This window comes from Myxococcus xanthus (assembly GCF_013116825.1).
Classification (GTDB): domain Bacteria; phylum Myxococcota; class Myxococcia; order Myxococcales; family Myxococcaceae; genus Myxococcus; species Myxococcus xanthus_B.
This window is the reverse complement of sequence record NZ_JABFNS010000044.1, coordinates 44,014-60,394: the sequence shown is the minus strand read 5'-3', so window position 1 is coordinate 60,394 and position 16,381 is coordinate 44,014. Positions and strand designations below refer to the sequence as shown.

The following is a 16,381-nucleotide window of genomic DNA, read 5'->3' as shown; positions in this document are numbered from 1 at the left end:
GCGGGGCCCTGACCGGGGGCGGGGGCTCTGACCCGGTCTCCCGCGCTCAGACGCCCAGCGCCAGCCTCGATTGGAGCGCCGGCGAGATGTAGGGGACGGTGAAGAGGATCCGCACCGGGCTGCTGTTGGTGAAGTCGATCTTCTCCGCCATGGGGTCGCCTTGATTGAAGCCGAAGTACTTCATCTCGAGGGCCCAGAGCGGGCTCGGCTCCAGCAGGTACATGCGCACGGTGTAGGCCTCCCCGGGGGCGAGCGGGGTCAGGTACTCGTCCAGCTTGATTCCCCAGCTCTTGGTGCTGGTGGACGAGGCGACCAGGCTGGTGGCCCACTCCACCCCGACCATCACGTAGCCCGACGAATTGAAGATCGGGATGGTGACCTCGTACACCCCGAGCGCGCCGACCGAGTTCTCCACCTCCACGTTCCAGGCCAGTCCTGCATACGCCGATTGGTTGGCGTAGGCCCCGCCCCCTGCAGTGAAGCGGGAGGTGCTCTGGAACTCGCTGCGTTGGATCCCACCCTCGGAGAAGGAGAACTCGAGGTACGGCAGGTTGCCGCCCGGCCCGAAGCAGTTGCGTCCGAACCTCTGCGCCACCCGGTCCACGTAGTCCGCCTGGTACAGGCTGCTGTGGTCCACCCCGTTGATCCTGAACCGCCGCTGGTCATCCGCGGACAGGTGGCTGAAGCGATTCGCCATCGTGGCGCCGATGGACTCCGGGCTGTAGGTCTGCAACTGCCCGGGCGTGTAGCAGTAGCTGCTGAAGCCGCCGCTGCGCGCGGTGATGGAGCCATCCATGATGGGCTGCACGGTCACGGCGAGGAAGGACGACGATGCGCTCCCCCGCGGCTTCAACAAGGTCACGTTCGTCGCCATCCGCGCGGGCGGCGTGACGCCAAAGAAGGCGCCGCTGGGAGAAACACGCAGGGTCTCGGTTTCGGGATCGCCCGGGACGGGCGGCAAGCCCCGGGTGGCCACCGAGAAGGAGCTGGCCTTGAGCGTGGCATCCGACGTCTGGACCAGCGCGCTGACGCCCGCGACATTCTCCGTGTCAGCCTGGACCCCCACCACCGTGGTGACGATGGCCTCGGCCTTGAGGCCCACGCCCAACTGGAACGAGTAGTCCAGGTCGACCTCCGTGTCGTCACCCGTCAGGTACTCGTAGTTGCACAAATGCCAGTTCACCATGCCCGACGGGCTGTCGGGGCCCCAGATCTCACGCGAGGGCACCGGGTAGGGGAAGCTGTCCGCCACCATCGAGACCAGCGTCGCCTCCTGGTAGGCCTCCGTCGCGGTGTCGACCCGGTAGTTCTCGATGGAGAAGAACGCCCCCCAGTAGGACGTACTCAGCCGCGGCTTGTGGTTCGAGTCGCTGCTGAGGATGAGGTGGATGAAGCGGACGGTGGGGCAGTCATCGAACACCTGCGCGCCGGAGCCGTCGGACCGCATGACCGCGCTGGGCGACGGCGCCTGGGTCGTCGCCAGCGGCAGGTACACGCCACAGGGCGTATTGCGGGTGGTCAAGTGGCTGGTGCTGGAGGCGAGGTACACCGGCGCCGTCTCCCACACCGGCAGGTACAGGCCCGGCTGCTGGTAGCTCGCTTCGCCGTGCTGTGCCGAGTTCGGGATCAACTTGCCAACCCGGACGTTGTCGCTGCCGTCCCGGAAGTGGACGGACAGCGAACCGTCCGGCGCCATGCCGACATTCGCCCCATGGCAGAGGCCGGAGTCGCCATGCGCGGCGTTGATCTTCGTGACGGTCAGGTTCCCGCCGGCTTTCACCCGGCAATAAACGTCGAACGCCGGCAGCAGATCCATCCCGAAGGACAGGCTCTTGATGCTCGAGGAGTTGGTGTTGCACACCACCACCAGGCTCAGGTAGGGGCGCGGAGCACTGTCATGGGGACCCTGGACGACGCCCTGGTCAATCCAGCCCGCGCTCACGGCCAGGTAGTTATTGACGACCGAGCATCCGCTGGTGTCGTTGGCGAGCAACGACCCGAGCTCGCCCCTGTAGCCCCCATTCGGGATTCGCGCGGCCCACGTGCCGTTGGGCGTGAAGTCCGCGGGATCGAACAGCAGCGGCAACATCACGCCAACGGCCTTGTGTGTCTGGGCGTTCACTTCCTCGGCGAGCACCACGGCGCCAACCATCCCCTCGAAGGTGGGCAGGGTGCTCGGCAGCGCGAACGCCGCGACGTTGCTCTTGGAGGTGTAGTTGTTGCCCCAGACCGAAATATCGACCTCGGCGACAGCGGCGGGCTCGAGCATGTCCGGGCGGGTGCGCAGCGCGTAGCGGTGGCCGTCCTGCGAGGTCCAGAACACGTAGGTGTAGTCCCCTACCGCGAAGATGGACATGAGCCGGTCCGTCTGGACCGCGAACCGCGCGCGCAGGCTCGGCGGGAACTGATCCGAGATCTTCTTCGCGCTCCAGACGTTGAGGTCGCTGAACGTGTGGCTGCTCTGGTACTTGGAGGTGTCCGCCGACAGCAGCGTGAGCTGCCCGCCAGAAGCCGGGACGGCGTACTGCACACGTCCGCCGCTACAGCACACAGCGCCCGCACCACTCTGCTGGTCGGACCAGGGGAGGGCGACGTTGGAGATGTCGAATGCGTTCTCAGGGGTGTTCATTGCGTCCTCTTCCACGGGGGGATGGGCTCGTCGACTGCGAAAGACAGTCACTGCAAAACGTGAGCCAGCACCCCGTGAAAGAGGCCCTTTGATGGCTTCCGGGCGCTTGCGACGAAGGCCCCCGGCGCGCTGAAACATGCCGCGTCCGACCGGGAGGCAAGTGCGTCAACATGGAACGCGCGGTGAAACACGCTGACGTGCGTCCGACCCGGTAAGCGAAGACTCAACCCCAGACATCTTTTTCAGCGCCTGGGGGGCCTGCCTTGGATGGTTGTGGTTGCCACGGGTGCGCACGCCCTACAGCCGGTGCTCATGGAGCCTTGGCGTGGCCAGGCTCTTGTTTCGATACGGATGCCATGGGGAACACCTCGTCTGGCTTCAACACGCCTTCCTCCAGCGCGATGAGCGCATGCGGAATCTTGAGGGTGGAGGCGGGGGACAGGCGCTGTTGGCGGAGGCTGCTGTCGTTGAAGGCCACCTAGCCTGTCTCCAGGTTCATCCGCCCGAAAGCGCTTGAGGTCGTGGAAGAGGCACTCCACCCGGTAGCGCAGCCGGTACAGGGTGCGGTCTAACGGCAACGCCCGCTTGCGGCTCGGGTTCGAAGAGTGAGTACGCGTCGAGCCCCCGCGGACTTCTCTCCGCTCGACAAGTCGTCGGAAAGCATGTCCGTGCCGCCATGAAGTCGCGCCATCGTCCACGAACCCGAGTAGGTTCGCCCTCCCTGTTCGGTGGAGTTCCGTCGATGCCACAAGCCACACCGCGCTCGTCCCTTCTGGACGCGCGTCCCAGCGTCTTCCTCCTCGCCGGAGCGTTCGTCACCGGCATGTTCCTCTTCGCCCAGGGCGGCTGCGGAGGTGACGAGTGCCAGGCCGCCGCCGACTGCCGTGAAGTCAATGGACCGCCGGCTTCGAACACGGAGTGGGTCTGCGAGGACAAGCGCTGTGAGCAGCATGCCGTCCAGGTGCCGCCCCCGGATTCCGGCACGGACGCGGGGACGCCCGATGCGGGGACTCCCGACGCGGGGACGCCCGACTCGGGGACTCCCGACGCGGGTCCCACCACGGTGAGCGTGCAGGTGCTTGCGTTCAATGACTTCCACGGGCAGCTCGAGGAGCCCGCGGGCCAGATTCTGGCGGGCATCGCCCCCGACGGTGGACCGGTGCGGGTGAACGCGGGCGGCGTGACGTACTTCGCCCGGCACATCGCGGCCCTGCGGGCCGCCAATCCGAACACGGTGGTGGTCGCGGCGGGAGACCTCATCGGCGCCTCCCCGCTGCTGTCGGGGCTCTTCCACGACGAGCCCACCGTCGAGGCGATGAACCTGATTGGCCTGGACCTGGTCGCGGTGGGCAACCACGAGTTCGACGAGGGCAGCACGGAGCTGTTGCGCATGCAGTCGGGCGGCTGCCACCCGGTGGATGGCTGCCTGGACGGGGATGGCTTCCCGGGCGCGAAGTTCAAGTTCCTGGCGGCCAACGTGGCCACGGGCGTGGACCGCACGCTGTTCCCCCGCTACGACGTGCGCGAGTTCGAGGGCGTGAAGGTGGCCTTCATCGGCATGACGTTGGAGGCCACGCCGGAAAGCGTCATACCCACGGGCGTGGCGGGGCTCACCTTCAAGGACGAAGTGCAGACGGTGAACGCGCTGGTGCCGGAGCTGCGGCGGCAGGGCATCGAAGCCATCATCGTGGTGGTGCACCAGGGCGGAATTCCGGCCTCGGGCTCGCTGGTGAACGAATGCAAGGGCGCGGGTGCGGACGGCCTCATCTCAGGTGCCATCGTGGGCGTGGCCAAGGGCCTCAACGACGCGGTGGATGTCATCGTCAGCGGCCACACGCATCAGGCCTACAACTGCGTCATCGATGGCAAGGTCGTCACGAGCGCCTCGTCGATGGGGCAGCTCGTCACGGACATCGACCTGACGGTGAGCAAGGCGACGGGCGACGTCGTGGAGGCGCGAGCGAACAACATCATCGTTACTCGCGACGTGCAGGAGGTCGGCGCGGTGAAGGCGCTGGTGACGAAGTACCAGGAGCTCGTCACGCCGAGGGCCAACCGGGTCATCGGCTGGGTGTCGCAGACGCTCAGGACACAGTCGGACTCCGTGGGCCAGTCCACCCTGGGCTTCGTCATCGCGGACTCACATCTGGAGGCGACGAAGCCCGCGAACCTGGGTGGGGCGCAGGTGGCCTTCATGAACCCGGGGGGCGTGCGCGCGGACATCGCCCAGGGCGAGGTCACCTACGGCGAGGCCTTCACCACGCAGCCGTTCGGCAACAGCCTGGTCACCCTGACGCTGACGGGCGCGCAAATCGAGCAACTGCTGGAGTGGCAGTGGCGGCCGTCGGGAGCCACCCTCATGCTGCTTCCGTCGGCGGGCTTCACCTATGCGTTCAGCGCGTCGGCGCCCGTCGGAAGCCGCGTCGACCCGGCGTCCATCCGGATCAACGGCGTGACGGTGGACCCGGCGGCGAACTACCGCGTCACCGCGAACAACTACCTCGTGAGTGGGGGTGATGGCTTCCAGGTGTTCGCCGAGGGGACGAACCGGCTGGGTGGCGCCGTGGACAGCGACGCGCTGGAGGCATACCTGAAGGCACACAGCAGCCAGGCGAGCCCCTTGCCCGCCCCCGCGCTCAATCGCATCACCAGGCTGCCCTAATACGACTTGGTCACATCCGAGAGGGTCGCTCAGGCGGAGCTCTGGGGCTGATGGCCCTGTTGCAGAGCGGGCAGGTGCCAATCTGGCGTAGCAGGAGCGGCTGAAGCGCGCGCCGCACCATCGGTAGCGTCCAGTGCACGCGGCTCCGGGGGGAAAAGCGCCCGACGGAGCGCGAGGAAGCCGTGGGCGACGGCACAGAGGGTGAACGTGGGGTCGTGTCCCTATAAGTGTGTAGATAGAGAGGAGGGACGAGCGGGAAAGAGGGAAGCTCCTCGGTGAAACCAACCGAGACGGTCCTCCTTTGGCGAGGAGGCCGAGGAGTTCCCCGACGTGGAAGATACAGACTTTGTTCCTCCCTCGCACGAGGAGGTGCGCACCGACGTGCGCGCGCTCTTCCTGGGGGCCATCCGCATGACGCTCGAGATGCTGCTGGAGGAGGAGATACGGGGCCTGGTGGGAGCCGGGCGCTGGCAGCAGGTGGCGGGGCGCAAGGACCAGCGCAATGGGAGCTACCTGCGAGGCCTGCTGACATCCATGGGGCACCTGGAGGTAGCGGTGCCCCGGACGAGGGCGAGCGGCTCCGCGGAGGCCGTGCTGGGCCGCTACAAGCGGCGCAGCGAAGAGCTCGACGAGGCGATTACCAGCGCGTACGTGCAGGGCGTCTCCACGAGGAAGATGGGCCGGGTGACGCGAGCCCTCATGGGCGAGGAGGTTTCGCGCTCGACGGTGAGTCGAGTGACGAAGTCCCTCGAGGAGAAGGTGGAGGACCTGCGCACCCAGCCCCTCACCCAGGCCTTCCCCTACCTGTACCTGGATGCCACCTTCCTGGACGCCCGGTGGGCGCGCACGGTGCAGAACGTCTCGGCCCTGGTGGCCTACGGCGTGGGCGAGGATGGGCACCGGCACCTGTTGGCTGTGACTCTGGGGGGCAGCGAGTCGGTGGATTCCTGGCTGGAGCTGCTTCGCCAACTGCTCGAGCGAGGGTTGAGGGGCGTGCGGCTCGTCATCGCCGACGGACATGCGGGACTGGCCGCCGCAGCCCGGCAGTCGCTGCCCGAGGCCCAGCTCCAGCGCTGCACGGTGCACCTCACTCGGAACGTCCTCGCCAAGGCCCCCTGGCGGCTGCGTGGACGGCTCGGCAAGGACACGTCGGCCATCTTCGAGGGGCGCCCTCGCTCCAGGACGCCAGGAAGCGCCTGGAGGCGCTCCAGGCCGGCCTGGGCCGCCAGGTCCCCGAGGCCATGGAGTGCCTGCGCGACGGCTTTGCCGCAGCCACCTGCTTCTTCTCTTTCCCAAAGGTCCACTGGAAGCGGCTTCGCAGCACCAACGGCCTCGAACGCCTCCATGGCGAAGTGAAGCGCCGCATCCGCTCCGTGGGGGCCTTCCCTGACCGCGCCAGCGCCCTGCGCCTCATCACCGCCGTCGCCCTCGAAGTCACTGGCATCTGGGATGACCGCCGCTACCTCGACATGGCCCTGCTGACTTCAAACCCAGACATCGTTGAATGATGCCTCCAAGGAGCCTTCCTCCCCCGCACCCCCTCCGAACCAACTACACACGATTCGGGACTTGACCGAGAGACGTCCCGGTCCTTTTCAACAGCCTGCCTAGGCGCGTGAGGAAGGCCGTATGGTAAGCCCGTACTACACGGAAGAGCTCGACATCCCGGCTGGCGTAGCGCGCCGTGTAGCGGGGAGCCGCTGGGGCTTGCTCCAGCGCATGAGGCGCGAAGCCCCGCGGTCGGATTCCGCAGAGAGGGCCGCCCCAAGGGTGCGGACCGCGCAGCCGAACTCACCGAGGGCCAGTCCCATCACAAGCAGCGAGGCGCGGCGGAAATAGAGTCTCATGGCTCCTTATGGGCTACCGCTCGAACTTCACTTCCTTGGCTCCGTCCGGGGGCTCAGCGTGAACCCTCCGTGGCATCGCGGTCACGCTGGCGGAGCAGCGCCGCGGCCCGGGTCCGGACGCTGGCCATGGGGTGCTCTCGGGCAGCATCCTCCAGCGAGGGCACCGCGGCCTCGCCCAGGTCCTTGCGGAGGAAGTCCTGGCAGGTGCCGTGGAACCGGTCACTGACGAGGCAGCGGATCGCGTTCTGGATGACGACTGGCGCGTTGCGGTACGCGGCGTCATTGCGCAGCGCCGCCCGGTAGGCCGCCACGCCATCCACCCAACGCAGGTTGTCGAAGTCGACGTTCCCCTCCAGGTAGCGGACATAGGCGCTTGTCGGGTACTTCGCCGCCAGCTTCTTCAACGCCGCCAGGGCCGCGTCCCGTCGCTTCGCCTTGATCAGCCGATGGACCTCGTCGATGCCTGGGAGCTGCTCCACGACGGGCTGCCAGTCCGTGGCGACCGTCGGAGCCTCCGCCGGTGCTTCCTCACTCGCGGGGGGCTTGGGCGACGGTCGTTCCAAGGGCACAGGCGCCAGGCCCGCGGACCTTGACGCCAACGCCCACCCACCAAAGCCCACCGCGGCCAGGGAGAGCACCACCGCGCCTCCCACCACCCGGCGTGAGCGGTTCCGGGCGGGCGGGACCGTCATGGGGCCAGACCGGATCGTGGCCTCGGACTCCTTCCTGGCCACGGCCACGGGCAGGGCCTCCGGAGCGCGGGCTTCGGCTCGATGGCCCACCGGCGTCGCGCGGGGCTGCGCCCGGGCGTTCCGGGTCTCAAGCACGTCCTCCCTGGGGCGTGACGGCGTGGGCGAGGACGAGCGCGGCACCCCCGGTGCATCGCCAGTCACGGGCGCCACGGAGAGCACAGCCGGACCCGCCCCGGCCCCTTCGAGCGCGGCCAGGAACTCCGTGGCGGACTGGAAGCGATCCCCTGGGGCCTTCTCCATCGCTTTCGCCAGCGTCGCTTCGAGCTCAGCGGAGAAGCCCGCGTCAGGTGCGGCGTTGCGCAACCGGGGCGGTGTCACCTCGCGCTGCATGCGCAGCAGCTCCGCGTTGCTGGTGGCGTTGAAGGGTTTCTTTCCGGTGAGAAGCTCGTAGAGCAGCACGCCGGTGGCGTACAGGTCCGTGGGCGGACTCACCGGTTCGCCGTGGATCTGCTCCGGGGCCATGTAGGACGGAGTCCCGAGCATCATCCCCGACGTGATGCCCGTCACCTCGTCGCGAAGCTTGGCGAGCCCGAAGTCGAGGATGCGCACCTGCTCCCCGAGTCCGACGGCGTGGGTGACGATGATGTTCTCGGGCTTGATGTCCCGGTGGATGATGCCCTGGTCGTGCGCATGGGCCAGACCTGCGAGCACCTGCCGCACGGCGCTCAGGGCCCGGGCCGGCAGCAGCGGGCCGTCGCGCAGCAGCGCCCGCAGCGTCTCGCCGGTGACGAAGTCCATCACCATGTACGGCGATTCCTGATCCACGCCGAAGTCGATGACCGACACGCAGCACGGATGGGTGAGGCGGCTCATCGCGCGCGCCTCCACCTGGAAGCGCTTGCGGAAGTCATCATCTCGCGCCGCCCACGCGTGCAGGAACTTGATGGCGACGGACTTGCCCACCTCCAGCCGCTCGCCCCGGTACACCATGCCCATGCCACCGGCGGCGAGCCGCTCGATGATGCGGTAGCGCTCCTGCAACACTGAGCCGATGCGAGGATCCGTAACGGCCGTGGGCTCATTCATGGGCGCGCACGATAACAAGTGGAGGCGCGAAACTTCTGATTATCTGTCGTCGGTTCGCTCACACACGCGCGGTGGAACGTCTGGGTAGAGTCGCACCTGGCGGCGCGCGGCGGTGTCCCGGCCGCTCACGCCGCCCGCAGGAAGCGGGCCTTGTTCCGCTCGAGCCACTGGGCCAGCGACTGTGCCCGGGGGCAGCTCCCGCGTGAGCACCGGCCCGGTCCGGCGCGCACCCCACCGGGGGCCGTCAGGGATGCCAACCCCCGCCTATGGCCTGCCACTGCGTTTTGCAGGAGCTGACCTCCCTCTCGCCAATCACCCGCTTGCCCAGGCCGTCGTTATGGATGCCCAGGTACGGTGCCGGGTCCGGCAGGGCTACTGGAAAAGGCCACTTTGGGAGGACTGAAGCGCGAGCTACTTGAAGGCGGTGAAGGAGAAGGTCGTCTGGAAATCGACGTCGGCTCCCGGGCGCATGAACGTGGGGGCCGCGGAGCCGCGCAGCACCACGTTGAACTTGCCATCGAGGAATCGGGTGTAGTCGGCAGCCGGGAGCGCTTCGGAGTTGAAATCCACCTCCATCGCTACAGGGCCGCTTCCGCTCGGCCCCGCAACGTGGCCAGCGGCATAGGTGTTGTTGGACTCATTCATGAGGAAGACCACCTCCACCCGGTCGTTAAATACCTCGGAGAGCGAGGCTACGCCTACGCTCCCGGCACCAAGCGTCAGGGTGAGGCTCGTCAACTCGACGCGCGAGGGCGACTTGCCATCCAGTTCCCGGCGAGCATCGTCAACAAAGACCTTGAAGGGGTTGCCCGACTCGCTCCCGATACTCTTCTGCGCGGTGACGGTGCCGTTGGCGGTGTCCGAGGACTTGGCCTTGAGGTTGATGCCAATGAGGGCCGAACTGGACACCGGATCCCCGCAGCCAATCAGCGGGAGGGTGCACAGCATCAGCAGGAGAAAGCGGTTCACTTCGAGAACTCTCTTTCGGCGGCACGGGCGCTCCAGGCCCAGGGCGCCACGGGTTGCCGGTTGCATAGCGAGGACCCTCTGGCGGAGTCGGCGGCCACATGCGCGGGTGAACGTCAGGGCGTCCGGGAGGTGTCCGGTGCAGAGACGAAGTATGTGCGTCTGGCTGCCCTTCCTCCGTGCCCGCCGGTACATGCAGTCCCGCCAGCCCTCTCTGCCAACGTGAGTGAGACAGTTCGTACCCGGCAGTTTAGTGTGCAGGGCGACCCAGGCAGGAACGATGAGCGCAGTGAGGGAAGCGGCTCGCGTCATGGAGACCGAGGTGGTGGAGAAGGCCAGACGCCGAGGGCTCACGGCGGAGTACAAGCTGCGGGTGCTCGCGGAGGCAGACCGCTGTACCGCACCGGATTGTTGAGACACCAGGTTGGTTGTAATCAGGCCGCCGGCTTCGACTGCATCAGCTCCCGTCGGGCCTGACTCGGCGAGAGGAAGTCGTGGCGCTCCAGCAGCCAGTTCTCGTTGTACCGCAGGGCCCACTCCAGCAGGGCCCTCCGCAGTTCCTTCACGGTGGAGAAGGTTCGCACCCAGAGCAGTTGCTCCTTGAGGGTGCGGATGAAGCGTTCGGCACAACCGTTGCCCTCGGGGCTGCGGACGAAGGACGGGCTGGACACGGCCCCCAGGAAGCGCAGCTCGTTCTGGAAGACGTCCGAGGTGTACTGGCTGCCGTTGTCGTGGCGGATGGACAGTCCCCTGGCCACGCCTGGGCCATACGCACCGAAGCGGGCCTTGATGCCCTGACGAATGGGCTCGAGGGCTTCGAAGCGGGTGCCGACCTTGGCCGCGTGGATGCCAACGCACTCGGCGGCGCCGTGGTCGATGGCGATGAAGACGGTGGCCTGCCCCTCCAGTGTCGTCACGGTGCACGTGGCGTCGGTGCCCCACATGTCGTCGGGCCTGTCGGTGGTGATGGTGCCGTCATGGTTGCGCGGCCCCAGCACCCGGCGGGCCCGGCCTGGGGCCAAGAGCCCCGCCTGGCGCATCAGCCGCAGGCAGCGGGTCTTCGAGGTGCGCACGCGCTGTGCGCGCAGGCGAGCCCACACCTTGCGATGCCCTTCGCCCAGGAAGGGCGAAGCTGGCAGTACGCCGCGGATGGCCTCCAGCAACGCCTCGTCCGTCAGCGCCGTCTTGGGGCCTCGCCGGGCTGCCGCGGGGGCCGTGGTGGCCTGACGTCGGGCCCGGTGCCGGTACACGGTAGCCCGCGGCACGTGCCAGGTGGCCGTCACGCGCGCCAAGCCGTACCGCTTGCCGCTGGAAGGCGAGAGTTGCCCCCTGCGTCAGGAAAGATGTCGCCTCAGTGCGCGCGCCTCGCTCACTCGCAGTGACGCGCTGCGGAATGAGGCCTTGACGCACTCATGACGCAGCGACCGAATTTTGGGTAGGCACAGGTGGGAAACTCCGCCTGGTGGCAGTTTGGCGACGGAGTGGCACATTCCGTGAGGCGGTGCTCACACCTGCCTGCGCGCCACGGACCAGATGAAGCCGTCATACCAGAAGTGCATCAGGGAGACGACGAGGGTGAGCGCCCAGAGACTCTCCACGCTGGAGTCGAGAAGTTCGGCCCACACTCCATAGGTGAGCACGGTGCCGAGGAACAGCGCGAGCGCGAGCCAGCGCCACCGCAGCCGCAGCCGCTCACGGAGGCGCTCGCCCTCCATGGCCCACACCAGTGCCAGGTACTGGATGGCATGGAGCAGGTTCATGATGAAGAAGGCTTCACCCCACGAGTTGAAGCCCCAGGTGTAGATGGAGCAGGCCCCCGTGGTGACCAGCAGGAACGCCTTGTGGAAGGAGGGGCGGTGGCCTTGGCGCAACAGGCGCACCGTGGCCCCTATGTAGAAGAGGAGGAACATGCCGCCCACCGCCACGACGCCAAGTGTCCAGGCGCGGTGGGTGGCCGTCATGCGCGCGGGCACGGAGGCGAGCCACGGCATTCCCACCCCGTCGAAGGACTCGAAACTGTTGAAGTGGTCCAGCATGGTGGCGCCCGCGAGGATGGGGCCCGCGTACAGCAGGTGGTTCAGCCAGAAGTCGAGCCGGCGCCCCACATCGGGTGGATTGCCCCGGTTGCGGTCGTAGATGCGGGCCAGGCCGAACGTCTGCAGTCCCGAGTGCCACACGTCCCAGAACGTCGCGAGCACCGTGGCGCCGGCTGCCACCACCGTGGAGCCGCGGATGGCGGCCCACGCGAGCACGGGCACCAGGAGGAAGCGCAGCGGGTAGAGCCGGAAGATGGTGGGGTTGCTGTGGCTGCGGAAGAACACCGCCACCAGGTGGGCATGGATGAGGCTGCCCACCATCAGCCCGGCCCACGTCTTCTCCTGACCCAGGAGTTGGATGGGGTCGTCACTGAAGGGCGTGCCTGAGATGGCGATGCCCAGCCCGAGCGCCAGGAGTGGAGGAAGCAGGAAGAAGGCCCAGTCGAAGCGGGGCCCGACGATGTAGGGCGAGCGCGAGGACGCGGGGGCCAACTCCTGGACGGATTCGGGCGAGCGCTGCGCCTCAACGGGGAGTGGCTGGGCCAGACCCATGGGGCTCCTCCTTTCGCGCCGTGAGCACCACCCGCTCGCCCAGCTCCTCTGCCAGCGCCGCGAGGAACAGGCTGGCACCAATCAGCTCCAGGGCCTCTTCCACGTGGTCGATGAGTGCGTACACGAGGTTGTCGTTGCCGTGTTGCTCCGTCCACCACCCCAGCGGAAGCTCCATCACCAGCGCCCCACCCACATAAAGCACCCCGGCGAGGATGAACTGTCGGCGTCGGCGCGGAGGGAGCCGGGCGAGGAAGGGGAGGAAGGCAAGCCCGCAGAGCAGCACGAGGAGCGCCCCGGGCACCACCCAGGTGAAGAAGAGCACGCCACCCAGGGAGAGCCGCCCCCCGAGGTGCTCGTGGAGGCCCACGCTCTCGTCGAGAGAGATGTACGCGAACGCGCCCGCCAGCGCCCGCCAATGACGCCATCCCTGCTCCCTGCCCTGTCTCGCCACATGGCTGATACCCGCGAGCACGAGCGCGCAGCTCAGCAGCAAGGCCGACGCGTACCAGGTAGGCAGGTTCCGCTCGTAGCTCAAGGAGAGGAACGCGACGAATGGCTCCAGCCCCCGGACGTCGAGCGCGTAGTACGCGACCTCGACTCCCGCGCCCAGGAGGGTGAGGAGGCTCGCCACGGCGAGGAGCCAGCGGCGGAGGGTGTGGGGAGCCGGGAGCATCGGAGGCTGGCGCTGAAGGTTACTCGGGAGCTCGCGTTCCGGTGCGAAATGTCATGCGGCGGAAATGTTTCGTGCTGGCTGTTTTCATGCTGCGCGCGGAGCACATGTGAAGACACCGCGAGTATGCCCGACCGTGCGCGTGCTCGACCTTGCGGGAGCTGGGTCCGGTATAAGGTGCCGCTCCGAGGGAGAACTCCACTATGTCACGGATGAATCTGGCCGGCCTGGTCGCGATACTCATGCTCGCTTCCTCTGGTGTGGTCGAGGCGAAGCAGTGGCGGTACGCGGGCATGCACCCGCGCACCGGGCGGCCGGCGGATGGGCTGTGTCACATCGAGATGATGCATGTGCACACCGCCGCGCCGATGCACGCCGACACGCTCTACCGCACGCGCGACAACGTCTATGTCTTTATTGGAGACCCGACGCCTTTTGGCTACGAGGGGCCGCAGCATGCGTACTACGGGCACCACCCCGTGGTGCTCAACGTGCTCGTGCGCATCGACGTCGACGTGGACGTGGTGGAGTACTGCTACCACGACGGGCCGCACTACCACGCCTACCCGCCTCCGCCGCGCCAGGAGTTCGTGGACAAGGAGGACGTCCACTACTACGCGGGCGAGTACCCCCAGGAGTACCGGCAGGAAAGTCCGAAGTTGGTGCGAGTCAACACGGTGTACCGCTCCTGGAGTGCCCCACGCCCCGTGGTGACGTTGGCCCCGCCGCCGGAGTACCACGGCCCCGTCATCCAGGTGGGCCTGAACATCCCATTGCCCTCTATCGAGGTGCGGGTCGGGACACCACGGCCGCCGCCTCCTCCCCCGCCCGAGTGGGAGCGGGACGTCATCCGGCATGAGCATGTGCACGTGCACCATGACCACTGCGACCACCACGTCCACAAGAAGCACAAGAAGCACAAACACAAGAAGCACAAACACAAGAAGTTCAAGGGACGGGACTGAGCGTGCGGAGCGTGGCACTTGGAATGGTGGCGCTGCTGGTGGCGGGCTGCTCCAGCGGCGTGGACGACGTGGTGGATGCCTGGAAGACGGCGGGAGAGTCGCCCTCCGCGTTCACTGATGCCGGAGAGAAGCTCCCGGGCGGAAAATGTCAGGCGGGCAAGGTGAGTGGCTTGGATGCCACGGTATGCGTGTTCGAAAGTGCGGAGAAGGCACAGCAGGCCGAGGAGGCCGCCTGGAAGCTCATCGGCAATTCCGTCGGGGCTGCGGCGGTCTCCGGCAAGATGATGCTCATTATCGCCGACCCGAAGAAGGAAGACCCTAGCGGGCGGCGCCTCAACGCGCTGGTGAAAGCCTACCAGGAGAAGACTCGCTGAGCGGGATGTCGGGAGCCCCTCGTTCCCGGGGGGCATCTCCACCGGACTCCTGCTCGCCTTGATGTCGTAGCTCGGCGTAGCAGTTCCTCCGGAGTTCGGCGAACCCGGTCGGGGTGAGTTCGGCCAAACCGGTCCGCACCGGTTCGGCCAAACCGGTCCACTCGGATGTCCCGCCGACAGGCCACGCTGCCTTCCCTTGGAAAGGGAAGTGGCGTGAGTAACCGGAGAGTGGAGATGGAGCGGCTGCAGGAATTGGTGCGGTTGCACCGCCTGGGCACACCCGCGAGACGTAACCGTCCGGCCAGTGCCGTGGCGTGAGCGGTTGCAGACGGACGAGGACCGTGTTCGGCGAGCGCCGAGACGAGCGAGCTGTTCAGTGACGGAGCTGGAGGGGCGAATCGGGCGGGTCGTCGGCGCGGCGCCGCTTCCACTCGTGGGGTAGCAGCTCACCGATGCGCGAGTTGGGGTGTGTCTGCACACGCAGCAGCACGTCGGCCAGATATGCCTCGGGATTGATTTGGTTGGCCTCACAGGTGGCCACCAGCGCGTAGAGGCCCGCGAGGTTTTCGCCCGCGGCCTCGTGCCCGACGAAGAGAAAGTTCTTGCGGCCCAGGGCCACCTTCCTCAGCGCCGATTCCGAGCGGTTGTTGTCGAGGGGGAGTCGCTCATTCTCGACGAAGCGCGTGAGGGCCTCCCACTGCTTCATCGCGTAGGAGAGGGCCTGCCCCAGCGGACTCTTGGGCGGGTGACGCGGTGCCTGGGCTTCAAGCCAAACGCGCAGTCGCGCGAGGACGGGGGCGCTGTGCACCTGGCGCAGCTCGCGGTGGGCCGTGGTGCGCACCACGGCCGCCTCACGCGCCTGGGCCTCCACCCGGTAGAGTTCGAGGATGAAGTTCATCGCCTCGCGAGCCTCGGGCGCGGTGGCCAGCGCGTCGAAGAAGCGGCGACGTACGTGGGCCCAGCACCCGACGCGGACGCGGCCCTTGGGCAGCGTCACCGCGTTGTAACCGGTGTACGCGTCCACCACGAGCGCGCCCGCGGTGCCGCCCAGGACTTCCTTCGGCGTCCTGCTGGCCCGGCCCATGCTGAAGCGGTAGCCGATGAGCCACTCGCCCGCCTCATTCTGGGTGAGGAAAGTCCAGAGGTAGCCCAGGCGCGTCTTCTTCACGTCCAGCACGCGCAGAGGCGTCTCGTCGGCCCACACCACGTCCGCCGAGGCAATGCACTGCAAGAGGTGCTGGGACAGCGGCAGCAGCACCGAGGCGGCCTGGTGGAAGAGGTCCGTCAGGGTGCTGCGACTCATGGGGATGCCACCGCGTTCGACTCGTTGAGCGAGCCGGTGCAAGGGCATGGAATCGGCGCACTTCGACGTCACCACGTGCGCGATGAAGCCCGGGCCGTACTCGCCCCTGTCCACCACTCTGGCCGGAGGCGGGGCGGTGACGACACCCCGGCCGCACGCGCACGCCAGCACTTCCTGCACGTGCACTTGCTTCTCGAAGCGCGCCGGCACGTACTCGTACAGCACCGAAGCGCGGCCCTTGCCCAGTGGCTTCATGTCCGCGCTGCCACACGCAGGGCAGTGGCGCTCCTCGGCTGGCACCGCGTGGCGAATCTCCCGTGCGGGTGCCTCCTCGGCCTTCCGGGCGGCCCTCTCCTGGCGCTTCTTCTTCGCGGCGTCGGCCTGGGCCGCCGTCGAGTCCGCGTCCCCTCGCAGCTCGGCAGCCACTGTCGGCAACTTCTCCGCCCTGCGGCCGAAGACGTGACGCTGTAGGGCTGCCAGCTGCCCCTTGAGCGCATCCACCTCCCCACCAATGCGGCTCACCTCGGCCTTGAGTTCCTCCGCCTCCTCGCGCCAGGGACAGAAGTGGTCTTGAGGGAGTTCTCGCGGCACCCGGCCTC

At 67.6% G+C, this 16,381-nt stretch carries 11 protein-coding genes and 3 pseudogenes; 5 read left to right on the top strand and 9 right to left on the bottom strand.

The features are described 5' to 3' along the window. Positions 1 to 46: 46 nt before the first annotated feature. On the bottom strand, positions 47 to 2,629 hold the full coding sequence (locus HNV26_RS15300; protein ID WP_171443905.1) for a hypothetical protein: 2,583 nt from the start codon (positions 2,627 to 2,629) through the stop codon (positions 47 to 49). A 310-nt stretch (positions 2,630 to 2,939) separates the two neighbouring features. Beyond that, a complete protein-coding gene (locus HNV26_RS38410) occupies positions 2,940 to 3,107 on the bottom strand; it encodes a penicillin-binding transpeptidase domain-containing protein (RefSeq protein ID WP_171443906.1) in 168 nt (55 codons plus the stop codon). A gap of 264 nt (positions 3,108 to 3,371) precedes the next feature. Here HNV26_RS38410 and HNV26_RS15290 point away from each other — a divergent pair, with 264 nt between their 5' ends. Continuing rightward, on the top strand, positions 3,372 to 5,291 hold the full coding sequence (locus HNV26_RS15290; protein WP_171443907.1) for a bifunctional metallophosphatase/5'-nucleotidase: 1,920 nt from the start codon (positions 3,372 to 3,374) through the stop codon (positions 5,289 to 5,291). 29 nt (positions 5,292 to 5,320) lie between these two features. Here HNV26_RS15290 and HNV26_RS39480 read toward each other — a convergent pair. Beyond that, a pseudogene (locus HNV26_RS39480) lies at positions 5,321 to 5,494 on the bottom strand (IS701 family transposase); the annotation flags it as partial. Positions 5,495 to 5,621: 127 nt separating this feature from the next. On the opposite strand from HNV26_RS39480, the pseudogene HNV26_RS15285 reads away from it, so the two are divergent. Next, a pseudogene (locus tag HNV26_RS15285) lies at positions 5,622 to 6,799 on the top strand (IS256 family transposase). A 392-nt stretch (positions 6,800 to 7,191) separates the two neighbouring features. Here HNV26_RS15285 and HNV26_RS15280 read toward each other — a convergent pair. Continuing rightward, complete coding sequence (locus HNV26_RS15280; protein WP_171443908.1) at positions 7,192 to 8,916, bottom strand: serine/threonine-protein kinase; 1,725 nt, start codon at positions 8,914 to 8,916, stop codon at positions 7,192 to 7,194. A gap of 411 nt (positions 8,917 to 9,327) precedes the next feature. Beyond that, entirely contained in the window at positions 9,328 to 9,885 is a 558-nt protein-coding gene (locus tag HNV26_RS15275; RefSeq protein ID WP_171443909.1) for a hypothetical protein, read from the bottom strand. A gap of 277 nt (positions 9,886 to 10,162) precedes the next feature. Here HNV26_RS15275 and HNV26_RS38970 point away from each other — a divergent pair, with 277 nt between their 5' ends. Continuing rightward, the gene (locus tag HNV26_RS38970; RefSeq protein ID WP_301338523.1) at positions 10,163 to 10,297 is read left to right on the top strand and encodes a hypothetical protein; all 135 of its coding nucleotides are present in this window, start codon (positions 10,163 to 10,165) and stop codon (positions 10,295 to 10,297) included. Positions 10,298 to 10,316: 19 nt separating this feature from the next. Here HNV26_RS38970 and HNV26_RS37905 read toward each other — a convergent pair. The 3 genes and pseudogenes from HNV26_RS37905 to HNV26_RS15255 all read right to left on the bottom strand — a co-directional run. Next, positions 10,317 to 11,204: pseudogene (locus tag HNV26_RS37905) on the bottom strand (transposase); the annotation flags it as partial. A 183-nt stretch (positions 11,205 to 11,387) separates the two neighbouring features. Then, complete coding sequence (locus tag HNV26_RS15260; protein ID WP_171443910.1) at positions 11,388 to 12,470, bottom strand: hypothetical protein; 1,083 nt, start codon at positions 12,468 to 12,470, stop codon at positions 11,388 to 11,390. Further along, the gene (locus HNV26_RS15255; RefSeq protein ID WP_171443911.1) at positions 12,442 to 13,143 is read right to left on the bottom strand and encodes a DUF8692 domain-containing protein; all 702 of its coding nucleotides are present in this window, start codon (positions 13,141 to 13,143) and stop codon (positions 12,442 to 12,444) included. Before HNV26_RS15255 ends, HNV26_RS15260 begins: the two co-directional genes overlap by 29 nt. A 239-nt stretch (positions 13,144 to 13,382) precedes the next feature. Between HNV26_RS15255 and HNV26_RS15250 the strand changes: the two genes are divergently transcribed. Together HNV26_RS15250 and HNV26_RS15245 are read left to right on the top strand one after the other, a co-directional pair. After that, positions 13,383 to 14,105, top strand: coding sequence for a hypothetical protein (locus HNV26_RS15250; RefSeq protein ID WP_253816593.1), 723 nt, complete (start codon positions 13,383 to 13,385; stop codon positions 14,103 to 14,105). 11 nt (positions 14,106 to 14,116) lie between these two features. Continuing rightward, positions 14,117 to 14,479 carry a hypothetical protein gene (locus HNV26_RS15245; protein ID WP_366816876.1) on the top strand — a complete coding sequence of 121 codons (363 nt, stop codon included), beginning with the start codon at positions 14,117 to 14,119 and terminating at the stop codon, positions 14,477 to 14,479. A gap of 373 nt (positions 14,480 to 14,852) precedes the next feature. On the opposite strand, the gene tnpC is transcribed toward HNV26_RS15245, so the two are convergent. After that, positions 14,853 to 16,373, bottom strand: a complete 1,521-nt coding sequence (tnpC, locus tag HNV26_RS15240; protein ID WP_171443914.1) for an IS66 family transposase — start codon at positions 16,371 to 16,373, stop codon at positions 14,853 to 14,855. Positions 16,374 to 16,381 lie beyond the last annotated feature (8 nt).

Coding starts and splice junctions, on each gene's coding strand:
- HNV26_RS15290 (WP_171443907.1), top strand. CDS start 3,372: ATGCCACAAGCCACACCGCGCTCGTCCCTTCTGGACGCGCGTCCCAGC.
- HNV26_RS15300 (WP_171443905.1), bottom strand. CDS start 2,629: ATGAACACCCCTGAGAACGCATTCGACATCTCCAACGTCGCCCTCCCC.
- HNV26_RS15280 (WP_171443908.1), bottom strand. CDS start 8,916: ATGAATGAGCCCACGGCCGTTACGGATCCTCGCATCGGCTCAGTGTTG.
- HNV26_RS15260 (WP_171443910.1), bottom strand. CDS start 12,470: ATGGGTCTGGCCCAGCCACTCCCCGTTGAGGCGCAGCGCTCGCCCGAA.
- HNV26_RS15255 (WP_171443911.1), bottom strand. CDS start 13,143: ATGCTCCCGGCTCCCCACACCCTCCGCCGCTGGCTCCTCGCCGTGGCG.
- HNV26_RS15250 (WP_253816593.1), top strand. CDS start 13,383: ATGCTCGCTTCCTCTGGTGTGGTCGAGGCGAAGCAGTGGCGGTACGCG.
- HNV26_RS38970 (WP_301338523.1), top strand. CDS start 10,163: ATGAGCGCAGTGAGGGAAGCGGCTCGCGTCATGGAGACCGAGGTGGTG.